This window comes from Candidatus Aeolococcus gillhamiae (assembly GCF_016464765.1).
GTDB classification, from domain to species: Bacteria; Chloroflexota; Dormibacteria; order Aeolococcales; family Aeolococcaceae; genus Aeolococcus; species Aeolococcus gillhamiae.
In genome coordinates this window covers 1-17,125 of the sequence record NZ_JAEKNS010000158.1, presented here as the reverse complement: position 1 = coordinate 17,125, position 17,125 = coordinate 1, and the positions used below count along the sequence as shown (strand labels likewise).

Here is a 17,125-nt window from a genome sequence, read left to right as displayed (position 1 = left end):
AAGGTACGCGGCTACCGCTGCATGCGCACCCGGTCAAGGCACGAAGGTGCCTCACAGAGTAGGCTCGGAGCGATGCTCGAGTCGAGTGACCTGGTCGCCTTCGTTGCGACGTCGGACGCCGAGCGCGCCCGCGCGTTCTACGAGACGACGCTCGGGCTGCGGCTGCTCGAACAGACTCCCTACGCGTGCGTCTTCGACGCTCACGGGACGCAATTGCGAGTCACCGTAGCCGCCCAGGTGTCCCCGGCCCCGTACACGGTGCTGGGGTGGGCCGTGGCCGACATTGAAGCCAGCGTGGGCGAGCTTGCCGAACGGGGCGTGGATTTCGTCCGCTTCGATGGCATGTCGCAGGACGCACTCGGTGTCTGGACGGCGCCGAGCGGTGGTCGAATAGCCTGGTTCCGGGATCCTGACGACAACCTCCTGTCAGTGACCCAGTTCAGCTAGCGACGGTCCGCCCATCGAGCCGGATGGTCCACGGCTCGATCGCGGTGATCACGAGGTGGCTTCCCAACCACGGGTCGGCAGCGAGCGTGGCCCGGACGGCGTCCTCCGACTCCGCGTGGACGACCAGCACGACGCGGTGCTCGTCGGCCAGCGGTCCACCGAGCGTGACGAAGCCGTCGTCGACGAGGCCGTCCATGAACGCCGCGTGGGCGGGCCACTCCGACTGCTGTTCCATGGGCAGCGACGCGTTCCATCGTGGTCCGGATCGGTGCTGCAGAACCATGAATGTGGCCACGCTCGTCGCGCTCCTCTGTGCCGTCGCTGACGCGCACAGTACAGTGCGCCGATGTCCATCGGTTCCGACGACCACGTCGCCCGCAACCGCGCCTACTGGGATGAGATCGCTCCTCAGTACGTCGCCACCGCCCGCCGCAACTGGGCGGCGTCAGAGCCGAGCTGGGGCATGTTCAGCATCCCCGAGTCCGAGGCGCACATCCTCCCCGATGATGTCGACGGCCTCGACGTCATCGAGCTCGGCTGCGGCACCGCGTACGTGTCGGCATGGCTGGCGCGTCGCGGCGCGCGGGTCACCGGTATCGACGGCTCGCAGGCGCAGCTGGCCACCGCGGGCGCGCTCCAGGATGAGCACGACCTGCACTTCCCGCTCATCTTCGGCAACGCCGAGGAGGTGCCCCTTCCCGACGCCAGCTTCGACATCGCCATCAGCGAGTTCGGCGCGGCCATCTGGTGTGATCCGTACGTCTGGATCCCCGAGGCCGCCCGGCTGCTGCGCCCTGGGGGCCGGCTGATCTTCCTCGGCAACGGCATCCTGCTGACCCTGACTGAGCAGGAGACAGAGGCCGAGGGAGCGGCCGACGCCACTCTCAAGCGTGACTACTTCGGCATGCACCGCCTCGAGTGGCCGGACGAGGACGGCGTGGAGTTCCACCTCACCCACGGCGACTGGATCCGGCTGCTGCGCCGTGCCGGGTTCGAGGTGGAGAACCTGATCGAGCTCCGCCCCGCCGCGTCAGCGACGACGCGCTACAAGCACGTCACCGTTGACTGGGCCCGACGCTGGGCCGCCGAGGAGGTGTGGGTGGCGCGCCGTCGGTAGGGGTCGCCGCCTACCCGCGGCCGCGGTACCAGAAGCCGCCGCCACCGAAGAGCAGCAGGACGACGAGGACGATGAGGATGATGGTCAACATGGTGCGCACCCCTGGCGGCCACACGCCCGATTCCCACGGGACTGAAGGTGCGCCGCTCGCGCGCACTGTAGCACCTTCTGACAGCGCCGGTGTGAGGTTTTCCTACCGCTTGCCACTCAGGCAGACCATCGCCGGCTCCGCCGCCCTGCATACTGCGCGCGCGCTGCACGACCAATGAGGGATGACCGATGAACCCACCCGATGGGCCTGGAGCTCCTCCGCCGCCTGCGACGCCGCCGGCGCCCCACTCCTCGAACGATCTTAGGCCCGCGGCCGCGCCGACGTCGCGCGCGCCCGTAGCGGTCGCGCCACGCCGGCGCCATCGCCTGGCCACCTTCCTGGCCGGCCTGCTCATCGGGGTCCTCCTCGGCGGCGCCGTCGGCTACTTCATCTTCAACGGCAGGAACGTCTCCGTCACCAAGGTGCCGGAGACGACCCCAACAGCCTCGCCGTCGCCGTCGCCGTCGGCCCTCTCCACGGCGACGCCCACCGTTGTCCCGGCTCAGACCGCGGTGGCGGCGCCACAGGGGGTAGTGGGGTGCCCGGTGGCCACGCCCACGGGCCAGCACCATCTCGGCAGCCCTGGCGGCCCGGGCAGTGGCCAGTCGGCGGCCTCCGGCCTCGACTTCTGCGGCGGCGGCGACGCCACCATCCCGACCGGCACCTCCCGCTTCCTGACCGGCAACAACTGGGGCCTGGGGATCGCCGACAGCTGCCCGCCGGGGTCCTCCGGCCAGAGCGGCATGAACACGGTGCTCACGGTCAACGAGATCATCCCCGGGGGCGGCCTGGGACCCGACACCGCCACGGAGCCGGGTGACTGGGTGGACAGCGGGTCGGTCCTGATGGCCGCCGGTGGCAGCTACCAGCTCCGCGTCGCGACCGTGTCGCCGAGCTGCGTGTGGCACATCAAGATCTACCCGGTTGGCGGGTGACCGGCCCGCTCACAGCCCCGCCAGCAGGCCCGGACCCACCCGGCGAGCCGCCACCACCTCCGCCGCAGGCGCTGCCGCCCCTGCCTGCCGGCTACGGGACGGCCCCGCCTCCGGCCGGCCGTCCCAGCCGGCTCAGCCGCCGCCTGCTCATCGCGCTGGGGGTGATCGTCGCGCTGCTGGTGGTCGCCGGGATCGGCGCGGCGGTGGCCAGGTCACACACCTCCGGCAGCCATTCCATCGTCAGCAGCTCGAGCACCGACGGCACCTTCCACGCCGGCGACTGCGTCAGCCTGAGCACGACCCGGGTCACCCAGGCCGACTGCGGCCGCGCCCACGACGCCCAGGTCATCCAGGTGGTCCACGGGGCGGACAGCTGCCCCGCCGGCACCGGGGAGTTCAGCGTCACCGACGGCACCGGCAACCTCTGCCTCGACAAGAGCAACAACTCCAAGGGCTGATCGCCGCAAGGGCCCTATCCTTGGGCCATGCCCAACCGGTTCACGGCGGTGCCGGCGCGCCCGGTGCCGCCGGCGGGGCGCGGCATGGCCGCGGTGCTGGCGGTCGCCGACCTCTTCATGCAGTCGGCCTCGCCCAGCGGCGCAGGTCGGGCTAGTCCAGGCCACTCTGGTCACGCCTGCTCCGCGACGTCCGCCGTATAGTCGCGGGCTGGCGCAGATTCATGTTGTGCAACACGGGGAGCTCTCATCGATGACACCTGACGAGATCAAGTCCGCGATCACCGGGTGGTCGAACCAGGGAACCGGCCTGCAGCTCGTCGAGGACCGCTCCGAGCCCGGCGCCGACTTCGTCCTCGGGCTGCGCTCCGCTGCCCACGGCTCCGCCGGAACCGTGCCCGTCGAGGTCCGGCTCGACCAGGGCGGCGACCGGCTGACGGTGACCTCGAGGTCGACGTCGGCGGCCGCGTCGAGCGAGATCCGCGCGCTGCTCGACAGCCGTCCGGCGTCCGTGCACGGCGACACCTCGAGCGACGGCACTGTGATCACCAGCCACGTCTACACCGACGGCTTCAGCAAGCACGCGCTGACCCGCGCGGTCGACGAGGTCGCCAAGACGCGCGCGCTCGTCGACGGCCTCGCCGACACAGCGGGCGCGGGTCGCAGCGTGGACTCGGGGCTCGGCACCGCCACAGGGACCGGGCTCGGCGTGGGCGCCGGCGCGGGGCTCGGCGCCGGGGCGGGTCTCGCCTCCGGGGCGGGTCTCGCCTCCGGCGGCAATGCTGGCGAGGACTCCCGGCCGGCCGAGCCGTCGTGGTCGCAGGCGTCGTCGCTGCCCTCGTCATCGTCCTTCCCCACCCCGGCCTCGAGCCTGCCGGCGCCGAGCTTCGGAAGCCCGACGCCGACGCCCACCGCCACGCCCGCGTCCGGCGGCTACTCGCCGCTGAGCGGCCAGCCCGCGCCCCAGGCGCAGCCCGCGTCGTCGGCGTTCGCGCCGACCCACACGGTGCCCCCGCAGGGGATGCAGGCGTGGGCCGCGCCCGACCCCAACGGCGCGGTGGTCGCCACCCTCGGCGGCGGCCTGCCCATCCAGATCACCGAGGTGCGCGGCGCCTGGGCGCATGTGCTCTGCTCGAACGGCTGGGCCGGCTGGGTCGACGGCCGCATCATCGGCGTCGCCCACTAGCCGGGCGTCGCCCAGAGCAGTCAGCGATGGAGTTGCGCGACGCGCTCTATGAGGCGGGCGACGACGGCGTCGCCACGATCACGCTGAACCGGCCCGAGCAGCGCAACGCGCTCGGACCACGGATGCTCGCCGACCTCACCGCCGCCCTGCAGCAGGCCAAGGGCGACGACGCGGTGCGCGCGGTTGTGCTCACCGGCGCCGGTGACAAAGCGTTCTGCGCGGGCGCGGACCTGGCGGGCTTCGCCGCTGAGGCCACGGAGGTCCAGCGTCACCTCGAGCGCGGCGCCTTCGTCGAGCTGTTCCTGGCGTGCGAGCACCTCGGCAAGCCGCTGGTGGGCTGCATCAACGGTCACGCGCTCGCCGGCGGCTTCGGGCTGGCGCTCTGCTGCGACCTGCTGGTGTGCTCGGAGACGGCCACCTTCGGCACCCCGGAGATCCGCGTCGGGCTGTGGCCGATGATGATCATGTCGATCGTCAACCGCAACCTCGGTCGCAAGCGCGCCATGGAGCTGTTCATGACCGGCGCGCGGATCGATGCGGCGACGGCGTTGCAATGGGGCTTCGTCAACCGGGTGGTGTCGCTCGCCGAGGTGCGCGAGAACGCGCACGCGTGGGCCAGGGAGGTGGCGGCGTGGAGCCCGCTGATCATGCACCTCGGTCGCGACGCCTTCTACGCCACCGACTCGCTTGACTACGAGGTGGCGCTGCGGTACCTGCAGGGCCAGCTCACCGTCATCTCGATGACCGACGACTTCCGCGAGGGGGTGACGGCGTTCCTCGAGAAGCGCGCGCCCACCTTCCGCGGTCGCTGATGGCTGACCAGCCGACCCTCGACGACCTCACCGCCAACCTCGACGAGCGCCGGGCTCGCGCGCGGGGGATGGGCGGCGCCGACGCGATCGCCAAGCAGCACGGCCGCAACAAGCTGACCGCGCGCGAGCGCATCGAGCTGCTCTTCGACGCCGGCACATTCGTGGAGTTCGGGCTGCTCGCGCACCAGCATTCGCTGCACGTCGCGGAGACCGACCCGGACCGCACCCCCGCCGACGGCGTCGTGACCGGGGAGGGCCTCGTCGACGGGCGGCGCGTCTACTGCGCGGCCTACGACTTCACCGTGATGGCCGGCTCGATGGGCATGATCGGCGAGCACAAGGTGGCCCGCCTGCGCGCCAAGGCACTTCTCAACCGCCTGCCCATGATCTGGCTGCTCGACTCCGCCGGTGCGCGCATCCAGGAGGCGGCCGGGAGCACCTTCGCCGGCAGCGGCGCGCTCTTCTACGAGCAGGTGCAGATGAGCGGCGTGGTACCGCAGGTGGCGGCGATGCTCGGACCATGTGCAGCCGGGACCGCGTACATCCCCGGTTTGGCCGACTTCGTGCCCATGGTCAAGGAGACGAGCAGCATGTCGCTTGGGGGCGCGCGCCTCGTCAAGGCCGCCACCGGCGAGGAGACCACCGACCACGACATGGGTGGCAGCCAGGTGCACTGCTACGTCAGCGGCGTCGGCGACCTCGAGGTGGACGACGACGCCACCTGCATCGACGCGGTGCGCGAGTTCCTCTCCTTCCTGCCCTCGCACAATCGCGACGAGGGGCCGCGCCGCCCCACCGACGATCCCCGTGACCGTCGCATCGAGGACTTCGCCAAGCTGGTGCCGCTCTCACCGCGCGCGGCCTACGACGTGCGCAAGGTCATCAAGCGACTTGTCGACGACGGTCACGTGTTCGAGGTCAAGCCGACCTGGGCCAAGAACATCGTCACCGCGCTGGCGCGGTTCGACGGACGCAGCTGCGGCATCGTCGCCAGCCAGCCGATGAACAAGGGCGGCGCGCTCGACATCGATGCCGCCGACAAGGCGGCGCGGTTCATCACGCTGTGCGACGCCTTCAACATCCCGCTGTTGTTCCTCCAGGACGTGCCCGGCTTCATCGTCGGCACCGAGGTGGAGAGGCAGGGGATCATCCGCCACGGCGCCAAGATGCTCTACGCGGTGAGCGAGGCCACCGTTCCCAAGGTCACCGTGGTGCTGCGCAAGGCGTACGGCGCCGGCTACTACGTGATGTGCGGGCGCGGCTACGAGCCCGACACGCTGGTGGCGTGGCCGGGCGCGGAGATCTCGGTGATGGGCCCCGAGGGTGCCGTCGACATCATCTTCACCAAACAGATTGCCGCCGCTGAGGACCCGCCGGCGGAGCGCGCCAAGCTGGTGGAGACGGTGCGCGCCACCATCGATCCCTACGTTGCCGCCGGCTGGGCGATGGTCGACGACATCATCGAGCCCGCCGAGACGCGCCTGGTCATCTGCAACGCGCTCGACGCCGCCGCCACCAAGCATCGCGAGCGTGCTTGGCGCAAGCACGGCGTGCCGCCCGTCTGATCGGTCGCCCAAACAACGTGGCGCGACATCGTCGGGGCCGAAATGTGACGTGCCTGTGACATCTGAAACGCCGCTGGAAGCGCGTGCTAGTGTGCCGCCCGCGGACCGCGTGAAACGACCGCTACACCGTTGATAGCGTGCACCCGTTCGCGCGCAAAGGCTGATGGGAGAAGTGCCATGAAGCGTCGGATCGCCAGTGTCGTTTTCGGAGCCATCGTGCTTGCGTCGGGGACGCTGGTACTCACCGGAGGCGGTGGCACGCCCGCGTCCGCGGGGAACGCCATCCTCAAGTCACGGTTCATCAACCGCATCTCCGGGTACATCGTCCAGGACCTGACCCAAGGTCAGACCAACGGGAGCGCCAAGCCACGCTCCGCCGCGGCTGGAAGGACGGCCTCGAGCATCGTTCCGCTGACCCCGACGCTCAGCACCACCGGCTGCTCCGAGGTCAGCGGCACCAACGTCCGCGTCAACCAGGACTGCACCAACAACTCCGTGCCGCGGTACGCCGGCCGCGGCCAGGCTCAGAATGAGACTGCGATCGCGGTCAATCCGACCAACCCGCAGAACCTCCTCGCCGGCCAGAACGACTACCGCCGCGGTGACGGCACCTGCGGCGCCGACTTCAGCATCGACGGCGGCCAGCACTGGGGCAACACGCTGTTGCCCATCGGCTTCTCAGTGCCCGGGTTCGAGAAACAGCCGTCGGCACGTCACTACTGGACCAGCTCTGGTGACCCGTCGGTGGCGTACGACACCAGCGGTGCTGCGTACTACACCTGCGGCGCGTTCGACCGCTCCTACCCGACCAACGACGCGGCGGCCTGTCCCAATCCGGGTGGCAGCTGCGCCAGCGGCCTGTTCGTCTTCCGTTCGGTTGACGGCGGCGCATCGTGGAACTTCCCCGCTGGCAGCCAGGCCGGCGGCGGCTCTGGCCAGGTCATCGTCACCCCGGGTGTGAGCGGAGCCAGCGGCCAGTTCACGCTGGAAGACAAGCAATACATGGCGATCGACGCGCACCCGAGCAGCGCGTACCGCGACCGGATCTACGTCGCGTGGACCCACTACACGCCGTGCCCGGGGACCGCGGGCAAGTCGGCCTGCGAGACGGCCGCAGTGTACCTCTCGTACTCGTTCAACCACGGCCAGTCCTTCTCGACGCCGACGCCGATCAGCGGCTCATCGCCGAGCCTCTGCCAGGTGCCCCTCAACCCGGCCACCGCGCACGCCTGTGACAACAACTCGTTCGCGCAGCCCGTGGTTGCCGCCAACGGCGACGTGTACGTCGTCTTCGCCAACTACAACAACGCTGTCAGTGGCAACGACAACCACAACAACGTCCTGGTGGTCAAGTCGACCAACGGTGCTCAGAGCTTCGGCGGCCCGCACCTGGTCACTCGGTTCAACGATCTGCCGGACTGCGTCACCTACACCGGCGGCGATGCATTCCGCGCCTGCGTGCCCACGGCCCCTCTCTCCGACGTCTCCATCTTCCGCGCTGCCGACTACCCGAGCGCGGCAGCCGATCCCACCGACCCGAGCAAGATCTACGTCACCTTCGGCAGCTACATCAACCCCCACTCGAATCCGGGCAACCCGGCCGGCCAGGGGCACTGCGTTCCGCAGGGCCTCAACGCGACCACCGTTCTGAACCTCTACAACGGGGTGGGTGATGTCAACGGCTGCAACAACGACATCCTGCTCTCGACCACCACCGACGGTGGCACCACGTGGTCCGGTGTGTCGAACGGCCTCGAGCACGCCACCGTGGTGAGCGACGAGTCCGGGCAGCTCGCCGACCAGTGGTGGCAGTGGGCCGCGACCAATTCCGCCGGTCAGCTGGCGGTCTCGTACTACGACCGCAAGTACAGCGGTGACGAGAACAACGGCAGCAACGACGTCAGCCTGGCTGCGTCGCATGGCGCAGCCTTCAACCACACGCGGGTCACCAGCGTCAGCAACCCGCCGGCCACCGAGTTCCCCGACGGACCCAACGCCTACAGCGACTTCCTCGGTGACTACAGCGGCCTGGCGGTGAGCGGCACAACCGCGTACCCGATCTGGTCAGACACCCGCAACGGCGAGTTCTACCAGTGCTACAGCACCACCGATCCGCTCGGCACCTGCCGCGTCACCAGCGGCAGCATCCAAGGATTCGACGAGGACGTCTTCACAACCCACGGCCTCGCGCTGCCGTAGCAGCCCACCAGAAACGCCGGAAGCGTAGAAACGAGGGGCGCCCGAAAGGGCGCCCCTTCCGCTTCTCAGCCGGTTATTCGACGACCGCGACGGTCTGACCCTCCTGGACGACGTCGCCCTCTTTCACCAGGATCGCCGTCACCGTCCCGGTGATGGGTGAGGTGATCGGGATCTCCATCTTCATGGACTCGAGGATCATCAGGGTGTCGTCCTCCTCGACCTCCTGGCCGACCTCGGTGACGATCTTCCAGAGGTTGCCGACCAGCTCTGCCTTGACCTCGGCCATCGCTGCCTCCTGTGTCGCGGGGTTCGACCGCCCCGCATGGTAGCCGCGGTGACGCGGACCCGTCGCGCCGTCCGCATCGCCCCGCGGCCTGTGACACGATGCACCGATGGGCATCGGTCCACACGACGTGCTCCGGGTGAGCACCTCCGACAACGTTGGCATCGGCTACGACATTGCCGGCCTGGGCAGCCGATTCATCGCGCAGATGCTCGACTCGCTGATCGTGGGCGTCATCGCGCTGATCGTCAACATCGGCGTGCTCGGGGCCATCGGCAACTCCAATCCGCAGGACACGGTGGTGGCGGGCCTGGCCGTGGCCGGGATCACTCTCTTCGTGTACGTCGGCTACTTCACGCTCTGCGAGGTGAGCACCGGCGGGCGCACCCCGGGGAAGTCGGCCGGCCAGCTGCGCGTGCTCGACATCAGCGGCGCCGCACCGACGTCCGGTGAACTGCTGCTGCGCAACGTGGCCCGCGTCATCGACGTCATCGCCGGAGTGGGCGTGGTGGTGATGTTCTGGAACCGTCAGTCGCGGCGCATCGGCGACCTCCTCGCCGGCACCATCGTGGTGCGCATGCGCCCGACAACGTCGCTGGCGGCTGTGGCGGCGCCGCCTCCGGTGCTGTCGCGCACGCCCGACGCCGGCCCTGCCATCGACGGCGTCGACCGCCTCGGTGAGCGCGAGCTCGCCGCCATCCGCACCTTCCTGACCCGTCCCGGCCTCGAGCCTCCGCTGCGAGACCGGCTGGCGCTCGACATGACCACGCGCCTGCTCGACCGCATGCAGCTGCCGCTCGCGGCACCGGAACGGCAGTGGCCGCCTGAGCTGTTCCTGGAACGGCTCTACCTGCAGCTGCAGGCGCGCAGCGCATGACCGTCGACGCGTTTGTCGCCGGCCGCCGTGACCGCTGGGCACAGCTCGAGGCGATGGTCAAGCGCAGCCGTCGTGGCCGCCTCCGCGACATCCCCGCCGCCGACCTCGAACGGTTCGGCGCGCTGTACCGCGAGGCGGCGAGCGACCTCGCCATCGCGCGCCGCGACTTTGCCGACGCCGCCGTGACCACGTACCTCAACGACGTCTGCGCGCGCGCCCATCCGCTGCTGTACCGCTCCCCGCCAATGCGTCCGCGCGACCTGCTGCGGTGGTTCACGGTCGGCGTCCCGCGGGCCTTTCGCGCGCGCCGCGTGTACGTGCTGCTCAGCCTCGGCCTGCTCCTCGCCGGGGCTGTCGCCGGCTGGCTCGCCGTTGACCTGCGCCCCGACCTGCGCGCCTCGCTCATCCCGCAGTCCGGTTTCGACCAGCTGGCCCGCGGCCAGGTGAGCGCGCTGCCCAGCGCGCCGCTGCTCGGCACGGTGATCATCACCAACAACATCAAGGTCGCCGCGGTCTGCTTCCTCGGCGGCGCGCTCGGCGGCCTGCCGACTCTGTTCATCCTCGCCGCCAACGGCTGGATGCTCGGCACCATCGCGGCCGCGGTGCACGAGGGCGGGTACGACCTCGCCTTCTGGTCGCTCATCGTCCCGCATGGCGTCCTCGAGCTGAGCATCATCGTCATCGCCGGCGCCACCGGCCTCTACGTCGGCGACGCCATGCTGCGGCCGGGGCTGCTTCGCCGCGGCGAGGCGTTCAGCAGGGCCGCGATCGGCTCCCTGGGCCTGGCCGCGGGGAGCGCGTCCCTGCTGATCATCTCGGGGGTCCTCGAGGCGTACGTCTCACCATCGGGGCTCCCCGCGTGGGTGAAGCTGCTCATCGGGGCGAGCGTCGGGGCCGCGCTGTACAGCTGGCTGCTGCTCACCGGGCGCTCTCGTCGCGAGCGCGTGCGCGTCCGTCTCGACAGCGCCGCGGCCTGACCGTTCCCGCCCCCGGCGTAGACTGAACGGCACGATGGAGGTCGTCCGCATCACCCCGCGCGGCTACTGCCACGGCGTCGTCGAGGCCATCCGTATCGCCAAGCGGGTCGGCACCGAGCGCGCTGAGGGCGAGCAGGTGACCATGCTCGGGTACCTGGTGCACAACGAGCACGTCACCCGCGAGCTCGAGGAGCATGGCGTGGCGCTGGTCGACGCTCCCGACCGCATGAAGGGCCTCGACCAGATCGAATCGGGCACGGTCGTCTTCACCGCCCACGGCATCTCACCGCTCGTCGTCGAGGAGGCGAAGCGACGCGGGCTCAACGTCGTCGACGCCACCTGCAGCGACGTCACCCGCACTCACGACCTGGTGCGCCGCCTCACCGACGAGGGTTACCACGTCGTGTACATCGGCAAGCGCGGCCATCCCGAGCCCGCCGGTGCGCTCGGCGTCGCGCCCGACGCCACCACGCTCGTCGAGCGCATCGAGGAGGTGGACGAGCTCGACTTTCCTGACGGCACGCGGCTCGCCGTCACCTGCCAGACCACGCTGTCGATGTGGGACACCAAGGTGATCATCGACAGGCTGGTCGAGCGCTTCCCGGACATCGCCGTGCACAACGAGATCTGCCTGGCGACCCAGCAGCGCCAGGAAGCAGCGGTGCTGGCGGCCACCGATGTCGACTGCGTGGTGGTGGTGGGCAGCCGGCGCAGCAGCAACAGCCTGCGCCTCGTCCAGGTGGTGGAGGAGCGCGCCGGAAAGCCGGCATTCCTGGTCGACACTGCCGCCGACGTGCAGGCGGAGTGGTTCGCGGGCATGCACAGGATCGGCGTCACCGCCGGGGCGAGCACCCCCACCCAGCTGACCCGCGAGGTGATCGCGCTCATCGAAGCGCTCCCGCAGCCGGCTGCCGCGACCGTCTAACAAGTCTGTTCGCGGCGGTTGAAGGCACCGGGGCGGGCGTAGCATCCGGCCATGGCCTTCAGCTTCTCCGGGCGGAACCTGCCCACGGTGCTGCGCGTGTGCCGGGCGGTGGTGTGGGCCCAGACGGTGTACACGTTCTTCGCGGGCATCTTCGTGGTGCTCACCGCGTTGCTGCTTGGGGGCAGCCTGCCATTCCACGACGGCACCGTCAGCGGCGGCGGCGCCGCCATGCTCGGGCTGGTCTACGTGACCGCCGCGCTGGTGCTCGGCTGGCTCGGCGTCGCGCTCGGGCGGCGGGCGCCGTGGGCGCGTACCGGCATCGTTGTCGTCGAGGTCTTCCTCGCCGTCATCCTGGTCTACCGTGCCTTCGACCTCTCGGTCGCGACGGCGATCAACGTCGCATTCTGCGCCGCCATTGTCGTTCTGCTGTTCACCCCCGAGACGCAGCGCGTTCTCGAGGGCACCCCCCAGGCCTGACCGGCCGCGGACCCGCGTCTCCTACACTGCCGCGATGGCTGGACGTGGGACCAACAGGAGGCTGGGCGCGCCGGTGCTGCCGGCGTCGGAGCTCCCCTCCGGGCTGCGCACCACGCGCGTGATCGCGTACGTCCAGGGTGGCCTCGGCGTGCTCAACGGCGGGCTGCTGGTGTTCGGCGGCGCCGCGTTCGCCACCGCGCTCAACCTCAAGGGCAGCGGTGGGGCAGCACTGATCATCACCATCGGCGTGATCGTGGTGCTGGTGTCGGTGCTGCTGATCTGGGGAGGCGTGCAGCTCGGCGCGCTGTCACGACGCGCGCGCATCGGCGTGCTCGCCTACGAGTACGCCTCGATCGTGCTCGGCGTGCTCTCGCTGAGCGACCCGCTGCAGGCGGGCATCCGGGTGATCCTCGCCGGCATCGCCATCTACTATCTGCAATTCGACGCCGAGACCAAGGCCGCCTTCGCCGCCACCGGCACCGGTGCCAGGCCGGCCGTCTGACGTCGCTCCAGGAGTCCACTGTGGCCAGCACGCCTCCGCCACCGCCCGGCCCGCCGCCACCTCCGAGCGGCTATCCGCCACCGAGCGGGTACCCGCCTGCGGGCTATCCAGCCGCGACAGTCGCCAGCGCCGGCCCAGCTCCCGGTCTGCAGTACGCGGGCTTCTGGATCCGCTTCGGGTCGTACCTCATCGACGTCATCCCCATCGGCATCGTCGGCGGTCTGCTCAATCTCAGAACGGGGACCGGTTTCAGCTGCAGGATCGACCTCAACGGTGCGTCCGTCTGCGGCGGTGGCTCCAGCTACATCGGCTCGTGGCTCGGCGTCCTCATCCTCGGCGTGTACTGGGTGCTCACCTGGTCGCTGCTCGGAGCCTCGCTGGGCCAGAAAGCGCTCGGCATGCGCGTGGTCAACGTGCAGAACGGTGAGCGCATCGATATCGTCAAAGCCCTGATTCGCTACGTGGGCTTCGTCATCTCCGCCATCCCGTTCGCGCTCGGCCTCATCTGGGCCGGCTTCGACCCGCGCAAGCAGGGCTGGCATGACAAGATCGCCGGCACCTACGTGGTGCGCCCGCAGTAGCTCGGCGCCTCACAGCGCGGCGCGGCGCTTCAGCTCGAGGTAGCGGTTGACCAGCCGCGGCGAGAGCGTGCGCGCGTCCGCGTCGATGACGTCGACACCACCGGCGCGCAGCAGGCGCAGCGCATCGGCGCGGTCGGCATCGATGCCCGCGGCGACGGCGCGCGCGTACACCTGCGCGGCGGTGCGCGGCCGGGAGCGTGCGATGTCGACGACGGCGGGGTCGCGCACAGTGATCACCAGCGGCAGGTGGCGGCGGCGCAGCAGGGTGCACTGGCCGATCAGCGCCGCCGCCTGGTCGCGGTCGACGATGTCGGTGAAGATGGCGATGAGCGCGCGCCGTCGCTGGCGCACGCGCACCTCGGTGAGCGCCGCCGCGTAGTCGGACTCGATCTCTCCCGGTTGCAGCGGGGCGATGGCGTCGAGCAGGCGGCGCAGCTGCGCGCGGCCGGTGCGCGGCTCGACGGTGGCAGTGACCCCGTCGGCGAACGCCACCAGGCCGGCGCGGTCGCCGGTGCGCAGCGCCACGTGAAGCAGCAGCAGCGCGGCGTTGATGGCGTGGTCGAACTTGGTGAGCGGCCCGGCACCGACACCCATGAGGCGGCCATGGTCGAGGCAGGCGATCACCGGCTGGTCGCGCTCGGGGGAGAGCTCGGTGGCCATGAGACGACCGGTGCGCGCGGTAGCTCGCCAGTTGATGTAGCGCAGCGGATCGTCCGGGACTGCCTCGCGCACCCGTTCGAACTCGGTGCCCTCGCCGTGGCGGCGCAGGGTGCGCACCCCGAGCTCCTCGAGCTGGCCGCGCCGCGCCAGCGCCTCGTACACGCGCACCGCGGAGATGTCGGCGTCGACGCGCACGGTGAGCGGCTCCCCGGCGCGGAAGTCGCGGGTGCCCAGGCCCCACGGACCTGTCGAGCGCACGTGCACGTGGCCGAATGTCGACTCGCCGCGAGCGCGCGGCGTCAGCGTGTACGTCCTCTCGCCCGCGCCGTGCAGCGACAGGTACTGCGCGGACGCCAGCATCGCGGCCGGTGCGTCGTCGCGCAGCAGGAGGGTGGCGGTGTGCGGCGCGCGCACGGACAGTGTCACCGGGTTGGCCGCGCCGACCGAGAACAGGCGGTCGGCGCGCCGCTCGACGTGCACCGCCGCCGGCCCTGGGGCGCTGCGCGAGTCGATGAGCACGAGAACTGTGGCGATGCCAAAGAGCACCAGTCCAAGCCCCAGCAGCGCGCTCACCGCGGCGCCGAGCGCCACCACCAGCAGGGGCACCAGGAGCAGCGCCAGCGCGCGCCGGGTCATCGCGGCACGGGCACCCGCGCCAGGGGTCGCTGCACCGCGTCGACCTCGCCGATTCCCTGCAACTCCGCCTCGGCGCGGCGCACCAGCCGGTGCCGCAGCGCGGGCAGGCAGATGTCCTTGACGTCGTCGGGGATGACGAAGTCGCGCCCCTGGATGCAGGCCATCGCCTTGCCGCCGCGCAGCAGCGCGATGGCACCGCGCGGGCTCGCCCCCAGGCTGAGGTCGGGTGAGGTGCGCGTCGCCGCGACGATGGCCGTGATGTACCCGACCACCTCGTCGCTCACCGTCACCGCGGCCACCTCGGCGCGCGCCGCGGTCAGTGCGGCGGCGTCGATGACCGGGGTGATCCCCGCCGCCACCAGGTCGTGGGGGTCAAGGCCGGCGTCGATGCGGCGCAGCATCGCGGCCTCGGTCGGCTGGTCCGGGGTGTCGACCGCGAGCTTGAAGAAGAACCGGTCGAGCTGCGCCTCGGGCAGCGGGTACGTGCCCTCGTACTCGACGGGGTTCTGCGTCGCCACCACCATGAAGCGGTCGCCGAGCGGCCGGCTCACCCCGTCGCTGGTCACCTGGTGCTCCTCCATCGCCTCGAGCAGAGCCGCCTGCGTCTTGGCCGGGGCGCGGTTGATCTCGTCGGCGAGCAGGGTGTCCGTGAAGATCGGGCCTTCGCGGAACTCGAACTCGCCGCGATCGGCGCGCCACACCGTGGTGCCGACGATGTCAGAGGGCAGCAGGTCGGGCGTGAACTGCACGCGCGTGAAGCGCGCGTCGATGGCGGCGGCCGCGCAGCGCGCCATCAGCGTCTTGGCGGTTCCGGGAACGCCTTCGAGGAGCACGTGGCCGCCGACCAGGATGGTCAGCAGCAGCCCGTCGATGGTCTGCTGTTGACCGACGACCGCTCGGCCGACGGCGTCGTGGAAGGCGCTGCGCAGCTCGGCGGTTCTCGTCACCGGGCTCATTGTGCAGTGGCGACGGTGGCGGGTTGCTGCCAGCGCCGTTCCAGGTCGTCGACGTCGCGGGCCAGCGAGAGCAGAGCGGCGGCATCGGGTGAGGAGGCCGCAAGAGAGCGGGCGCGCCGCAGGACTGTGGCCACGTCACCGGCCAGCTCCGGACGCGCGCCGCGCAGCGTCGCCACGAAGGCGGCGTCGCCCTCCGGTCCTGCCGGCGCTGGCACGCCCAGGGCCATCCGCTGGCGCAGCTCCTCGGCGTACCGGGAGGCCACCGCGCCCCTTTCCCGGCTGCGCGCGTACAGCCCCGCCATGGCGTCGATGTACGACGCTGTGGTGGGCACCAGGGCGACGTCGTGGCCCGCCAGCGGATGGCCGAGGCGGCGCCCGCTGAGCACCAGGAAGGCGAGGGCTGTGGCCACGCCGAGCAGCAGAGCCAGGCCGAGGGGGCTCTCGAAGATCGCCGCGGCGCCGTCGGCGACGGCGTTGACCTCGCCGTGGTGGTACTCGTCGAAGCCGATCGCGCCACCGCGGGCGCGCTCCAGGATGGAGAGAACCAGCGTCGAGGAGTCCGCCTTGCGCAGCCCGTCGTTGCTGAGCGGCAGCGGCGAGGCGAGCACGTAGGCGCGCCCCGCCCCCGACACCTGCTCGGCGACCGCGGTGAGCGCTCCGGACTGATCGAGCAAGGGGGTGAGATGCGCGGCTGGGTCGATGGCGTTTCCCGGCGCCATGGGCACGTGGTGCACACGGTTGCCGGCGTCGATCGGCTGCGCCGGCGTCGAATCCCCGGCGGTTCGCGCGGTGGTGAGGCTGATGCGCAACCGGATCAGCAGCGCGTCCGCGTTGCCCTGCGTCTCGGGCGAGACCGCGAGCACGAGGTCGGCGCCACCGGCCACTGACTGCATCACGCGCGCCGCGTCGGTGTCCGCGATCGGCGTGCGCGGGTCGACGATGAACAGGACGTCGGATCCCGAGGTGTTGAACTGACCGCTGATGCGATGGACGTCGAAGCCGAGCTGGCCGAGCCATCGGTACAGGCCGAGCGTCCCCGCCCTCCCGGCGACGCGCGAGCTGGGGTCGTCGTTCTGGTTGGGGGGTGCGGTGCCGAGCACCAGCACCAGCAACGTGAGGATGACCGCGACTGCTACCAGCACGTACCCGGTCGCCGAGCGTCTCATGGTGTCGTGACCCCCGCTCCGCGGGCCAGCCGCCGCACGGTGGCGCAGCGCTCCTCTGCGAGCGTCCAGTCGTCGCGCGTCACCGCGACGCCCGAGTACCAGGCGCGCTCGAACAGCGCGGCCGCCACGGCCAGCGCCACCAGCACGTCGCCACCGGCGTCAATGCGCTGGAGCAGCTCGCGGGTGGTCCAGGCAGCGTCGATGGGGACACGGCCGCGCACCGCCACCGCGAGCAGCGCGGAGCGGAAGGCGCGGCGCACCGCCTCGCGGTACTCCCC

Annotated in this window: 21 protein-coding genes; 15 read left to right on the top strand and 6 right to left on the bottom strand. The window is 70.9% G+C overall.

Going from position 1 to position 17,125, the window contains the following annotated elements; translation table 11 throughout:
* Positions 1–72: 72 nt before the first annotated feature.
* Positions 73–447 (top strand): VOC family protein, encoded by a 375-nt coding sequence (locus JF886_RS16195; protein ID WP_337314344.1) that lies wholly within the window; start codon positions 73–75, stop codon positions 445–447.
* On the opposite strand, the gene JF886_RS16190 is transcribed toward JF886_RS16195, so the two are convergent.
* Positions 440–742: a YciI family protein gene (locus JF886_RS16190; protein ID WP_337314342.1), complete on the bottom strand. Its 303-nt coding sequence runs from the start codon at positions 740–742 to the stop codon at positions 440–442. The genes JF886_RS16195 and JF886_RS16190 overlap by 8 nt on opposite strands.
* A 51-nt stretch (positions 743–793) precedes the next feature.
* On the opposite strand from JF886_RS16190, the gene JF886_RS16185 reads away from it, so the two are divergent.
* The 8 genes from JF886_RS16185 (at position 794) to JF886_RS16150 (ending at position 8,807) form a co-directional block, all read left to right on the top strand.
* Complete coding sequence (locus JF886_RS16185; RefSeq protein ID WP_337314340.1) at positions 794–1,564, top strand: class I SAM-dependent methyltransferase; 771 nt, start codon at positions 794–796, stop codon at positions 1,562–1,564.
* Between the two features lie 279 nt (positions 1,565–1,843).
* Entirely contained in the window at positions 1,844–2,590 is a 747-nt protein-coding gene (locus JF886_RS16180; RefSeq protein WP_337314338.1) for a hypothetical protein, read from the top strand.
* Entirely contained in the window at positions 2,587–3,048 is a 462-nt protein-coding gene (locus tag JF886_RS16175) for a hypothetical protein (protein ID WP_337314336.1), read from the top strand. Before JF886_RS16180 ends, JF886_RS16175 begins: the two co-directional genes overlap by 4 nt.
* A gap of 27 nt (positions 3,049–3,075) precedes the next feature.
* Positions 3,076–3,249, top strand: a complete 174-nt coding sequence (locus tag JF886_RS16170) for a hypothetical protein (RefSeq protein WP_337314334.1) — start codon at positions 3,076–3,078, stop codon at positions 3,247–3,249.
* A gap of 49 nt (positions 3,250–3,298) precedes the next feature.
* Positions 3,299–4,231 carry an SH3 domain-containing protein gene (locus JF886_RS16165; RefSeq protein WP_337314332.1) on the top strand — a complete coding sequence of 311 codons (933 nt, stop codon included), beginning with the start codon at positions 3,299–3,301 and terminating at the stop codon, positions 4,229–4,231.
* 26 nt (positions 4,232–4,257) lie between these two features.
* Positions 4,258–5,043: an enoyl-CoA hydratase/isomerase family protein gene (locus JF886_RS16160; RefSeq protein ID WP_337314330.1), complete on the top strand. Its 786-nt coding sequence runs from the start codon at positions 4,258–4,260 to the stop codon at positions 5,041–5,043.
* Positions 5,043–6,608, top strand: coding sequence for an acyl-CoA carboxylase subunit beta (locus JF886_RS16155; RefSeq protein WP_337314328.1), 1,566 nt, complete (start codon positions 5,043–5,045; stop codon positions 6,606–6,608). The genes JF886_RS16160 and JF886_RS16155 overlap by 1 nt, the downstream gene beginning before the upstream one ends.
* Positions 6,609–6,785: 177 nt before the next feature.
* Positions 6,786–8,807 (top strand): exo-alpha-sialidase, encoded by a 2,022-nt coding sequence (locus JF886_RS16150; protein ID WP_337314326.1) that lies wholly within the window; start codon positions 6,786–6,788, stop codon positions 8,805–8,807.
* A gap of 73 nt (positions 8,808–8,880) precedes the next feature.
* Here the strand turns inward: JF886_RS16150 and JF886_RS16145 are convergent, their stop codons facing one another.
* Positions 8,881–9,093: a biotin/lipoyl-binding carrier protein gene (locus JF886_RS16145; protein WP_337314324.1), complete on the bottom strand. Its 213-nt coding sequence runs from the start codon at positions 9,091–9,093 to the stop codon at positions 8,881–8,883.
* 106 nt (positions 9,094–9,199) lie between these two features.
* On the opposite strand from JF886_RS16145, the gene JF886_RS16140 reads away from it, so the two are divergent.
* From JF886_RS16140 to JF886_RS16115, 6 genes are read left to right on the top strand one after another with little or no spacing between them, the layout of a single operon-like run.
* Complete coding sequence (locus JF886_RS16140; protein ID WP_337314322.1) at positions 9,200–9,967, top strand: RDD family protein; 768 nt, start codon at positions 9,200–9,202, stop codon at positions 9,965–9,967.
* Complete coding sequence (locus JF886_RS16135) at positions 9,964–10,944, top strand: stage II sporulation protein M (protein ID WP_337314320.1); 981 nt, start codon at positions 9,964–9,966, stop codon at positions 10,942–10,944. The genes JF886_RS16140 and JF886_RS16135 overlap by 4 nt, the downstream gene beginning before the upstream one ends.
* Before the next feature lie 34 nt (positions 10,945–10,978).
* Complete coding sequence (locus tag JF886_RS16130; protein WP_337314318.1) at positions 10,979–11,869, top strand: 4-hydroxy-3-methylbut-2-enyl diphosphate reductase; 891 nt, start codon at positions 10,979–10,981, stop codon at positions 11,867–11,869.
* Positions 11,870–11,920: 51 nt separating this feature from the next.
* Positions 11,921–12,346, top strand: a complete 426-nt coding sequence (locus JF886_RS16125) for a hypothetical protein (protein ID WP_337314316.1) — start codon at positions 11,921–11,923, stop codon at positions 12,344–12,346.
* A gap of 34 nt (positions 12,347–12,380) precedes the next feature.
* Positions 12,381–12,848: a hypothetical protein gene (locus JF886_RS16120; protein WP_337314314.1), complete on the top strand. Its 468-nt coding sequence runs from the start codon at positions 12,381–12,383 to the stop codon at positions 12,846–12,848.
* 20 nt (positions 12,849–12,868) lie between these two features.
* Positions 12,869–13,429 (top strand): RDD family protein, encoded by a 561-nt coding sequence (locus tag JF886_RS16115; protein ID WP_337314312.1) that lies wholly within the window; start codon positions 12,869–12,871, stop codon positions 13,427–13,429.
* Between the two features lie 9 nt (positions 13,430–13,438).
* Here JF886_RS16115 and JF886_RS16110 read toward each other — a convergent pair whose 3' ends face one another.
* The 4 genes from JF886_RS16110 to JF886_RS16095 all read right to left on the bottom strand — a co-directional run.
* Positions 13,439–14,725 (bottom strand): DUF58 domain-containing protein, encoded by a 1,287-nt coding sequence (locus JF886_RS16110; protein WP_337314310.1) that lies wholly within the window; start codon positions 14,723–14,725, stop codon positions 13,439–13,441.
* Positions 14,722–15,681: an AAA family ATPase gene (locus tag JF886_RS16105; RefSeq protein WP_502711445.1), complete on the bottom strand. Its 960-nt coding sequence runs from the start codon at positions 15,679–15,681 to the stop codon at positions 14,722–14,724. Before JF886_RS16105 ends, JF886_RS16110 begins: the two co-directional genes overlap by 4 nt.
* The gene (locus JF886_RS16100; protein ID WP_337314306.1) at positions 15,678–16,847 is read right to left on the bottom strand and encodes a DUF4350 domain-containing protein; all 1,170 of its coding nucleotides are present in this window, start codon (positions 16,845–16,847) and stop codon (positions 15,678–15,680) included. Before JF886_RS16100 ends, JF886_RS16105 begins: the two co-directional genes overlap by 4 nt.
* Positions 16,844–17,125, bottom strand: a 282-nt coding sequence (locus JF886_RS16095) for a DUF4129 domain-containing protein (RefSeq protein WP_337314304.1), incomplete at its 5' end; no start/stop codon positions are given. The genes JF886_RS16100 and JF886_RS16095, both read right to left, overlap by 4 nt.

Excerpts from the sequence above, each read along its gene's own strand:
- JF886_RS16195 (WP_337314344.1), top strand. The coding sequence starts at position 73 with ATGCTCGAGTCGAGTGACCTGGTCGCCTTCGTTGCGACGTCGGACGCC.
- JF886_RS16185 (WP_337314340.1), top strand. The coding sequence starts at position 794 with ATGTCCATCGGTTCCGACGACCACGTCGCCCGCAACCGCGCCTACTGG.
- JF886_RS16180 (WP_337314338.1), top strand. The coding sequence starts at position 1,844 with ATGAACCCACCCGATGGGCCTGGAGCTCCTCCGCCGCCTGCGACGCCG.
- JF886_RS16170 (WP_337314334.1), top strand. The coding sequence starts at position 3,076 with ATGCCCAACCGGTTCACGGCGGTGCCGGCGCGCCCGGTGCCGCCGGCG.
- JF886_RS16165 (WP_337314332.1), top strand. The coding sequence starts at position 3,299 with ATGACACCTGACGAGATCAAGTCCGCGATCACCGGGTGGTCGAACCAG.
- JF886_RS16160 (WP_337314330.1), top strand. The coding sequence starts at position 4,258 with ATGGAGTTGCGCGACGCGCTCTATGAGGCGGGCGACGACGGCGTCGCC.
- JF886_RS16155 (WP_337314328.1), top strand. The coding sequence starts at position 5,043 with ATGGCTGACCAGCCGACCCTCGACGACCTCACCGCCAACCTCGACGAG.
- JF886_RS16150 (WP_337314326.1), top strand. The coding sequence starts at position 6,786 with ATGAAGCGTCGGATCGCCAGTGTCGTTTTCGGAGCCATCGTGCTTGCG.
- JF886_RS16145 (WP_337314324.1), bottom strand. The coding sequence starts at position 9,093 with ATGGCCGAGGTCAAGGCAGAGCTGGTCGGCAACCTCTGGAAGATCGTC.
- JF886_RS16140 (WP_337314322.1), top strand. The coding sequence starts at position 9,200 with ATGGGCATCGGTCCACACGACGTGCTCCGGGTGAGCACCTCCGACAAC.
- JF886_RS16135 (WP_337314320.1), top strand. The coding sequence starts at position 9,964 with ATGACCGTCGACGCGTTTGTCGCCGGCCGCCGTGACCGCTGGGCACAG.
- JF886_RS16130 (WP_337314318.1), top strand. The coding sequence starts at position 10,979 with ATGGAGGTCGTCCGCATCACCCCGCGCGGCTACTGCCACGGCGTCGTC.
- JF886_RS16125 (WP_337314316.1), top strand. The coding sequence starts at position 11,921 with ATGGCCTTCAGCTTCTCCGGGCGGAACCTGCCCACGGTGCTGCGCGTG.
- JF886_RS16120 (WP_337314314.1), top strand. The coding sequence starts at position 12,381 with ATGGCTGGACGTGGGACCAACAGGAGGCTGGGCGCGCCGGTGCTGCCG.
- JF886_RS16110 (WP_337314310.1), bottom strand. The coding sequence starts at position 14,725 with ATGACCCGGCGCGCGCTGGCGCTGCTCCTGGTGCCCCTGCTGGTGGTG.
- JF886_RS16105 (WP_502711445.1), bottom strand. The coding sequence starts at position 15,681 with ATGAGCCCGGTGACGAGAACCGCCGAGCTGCGCAGCGCCTTCCACGAC.
- JF886_RS16100 (WP_337314306.1), bottom strand. The coding sequence starts at position 16,847 with ATGAGACGCTCGGCGACCGGGTACGTGCTGGTAGCAGTCGCGGTCATC.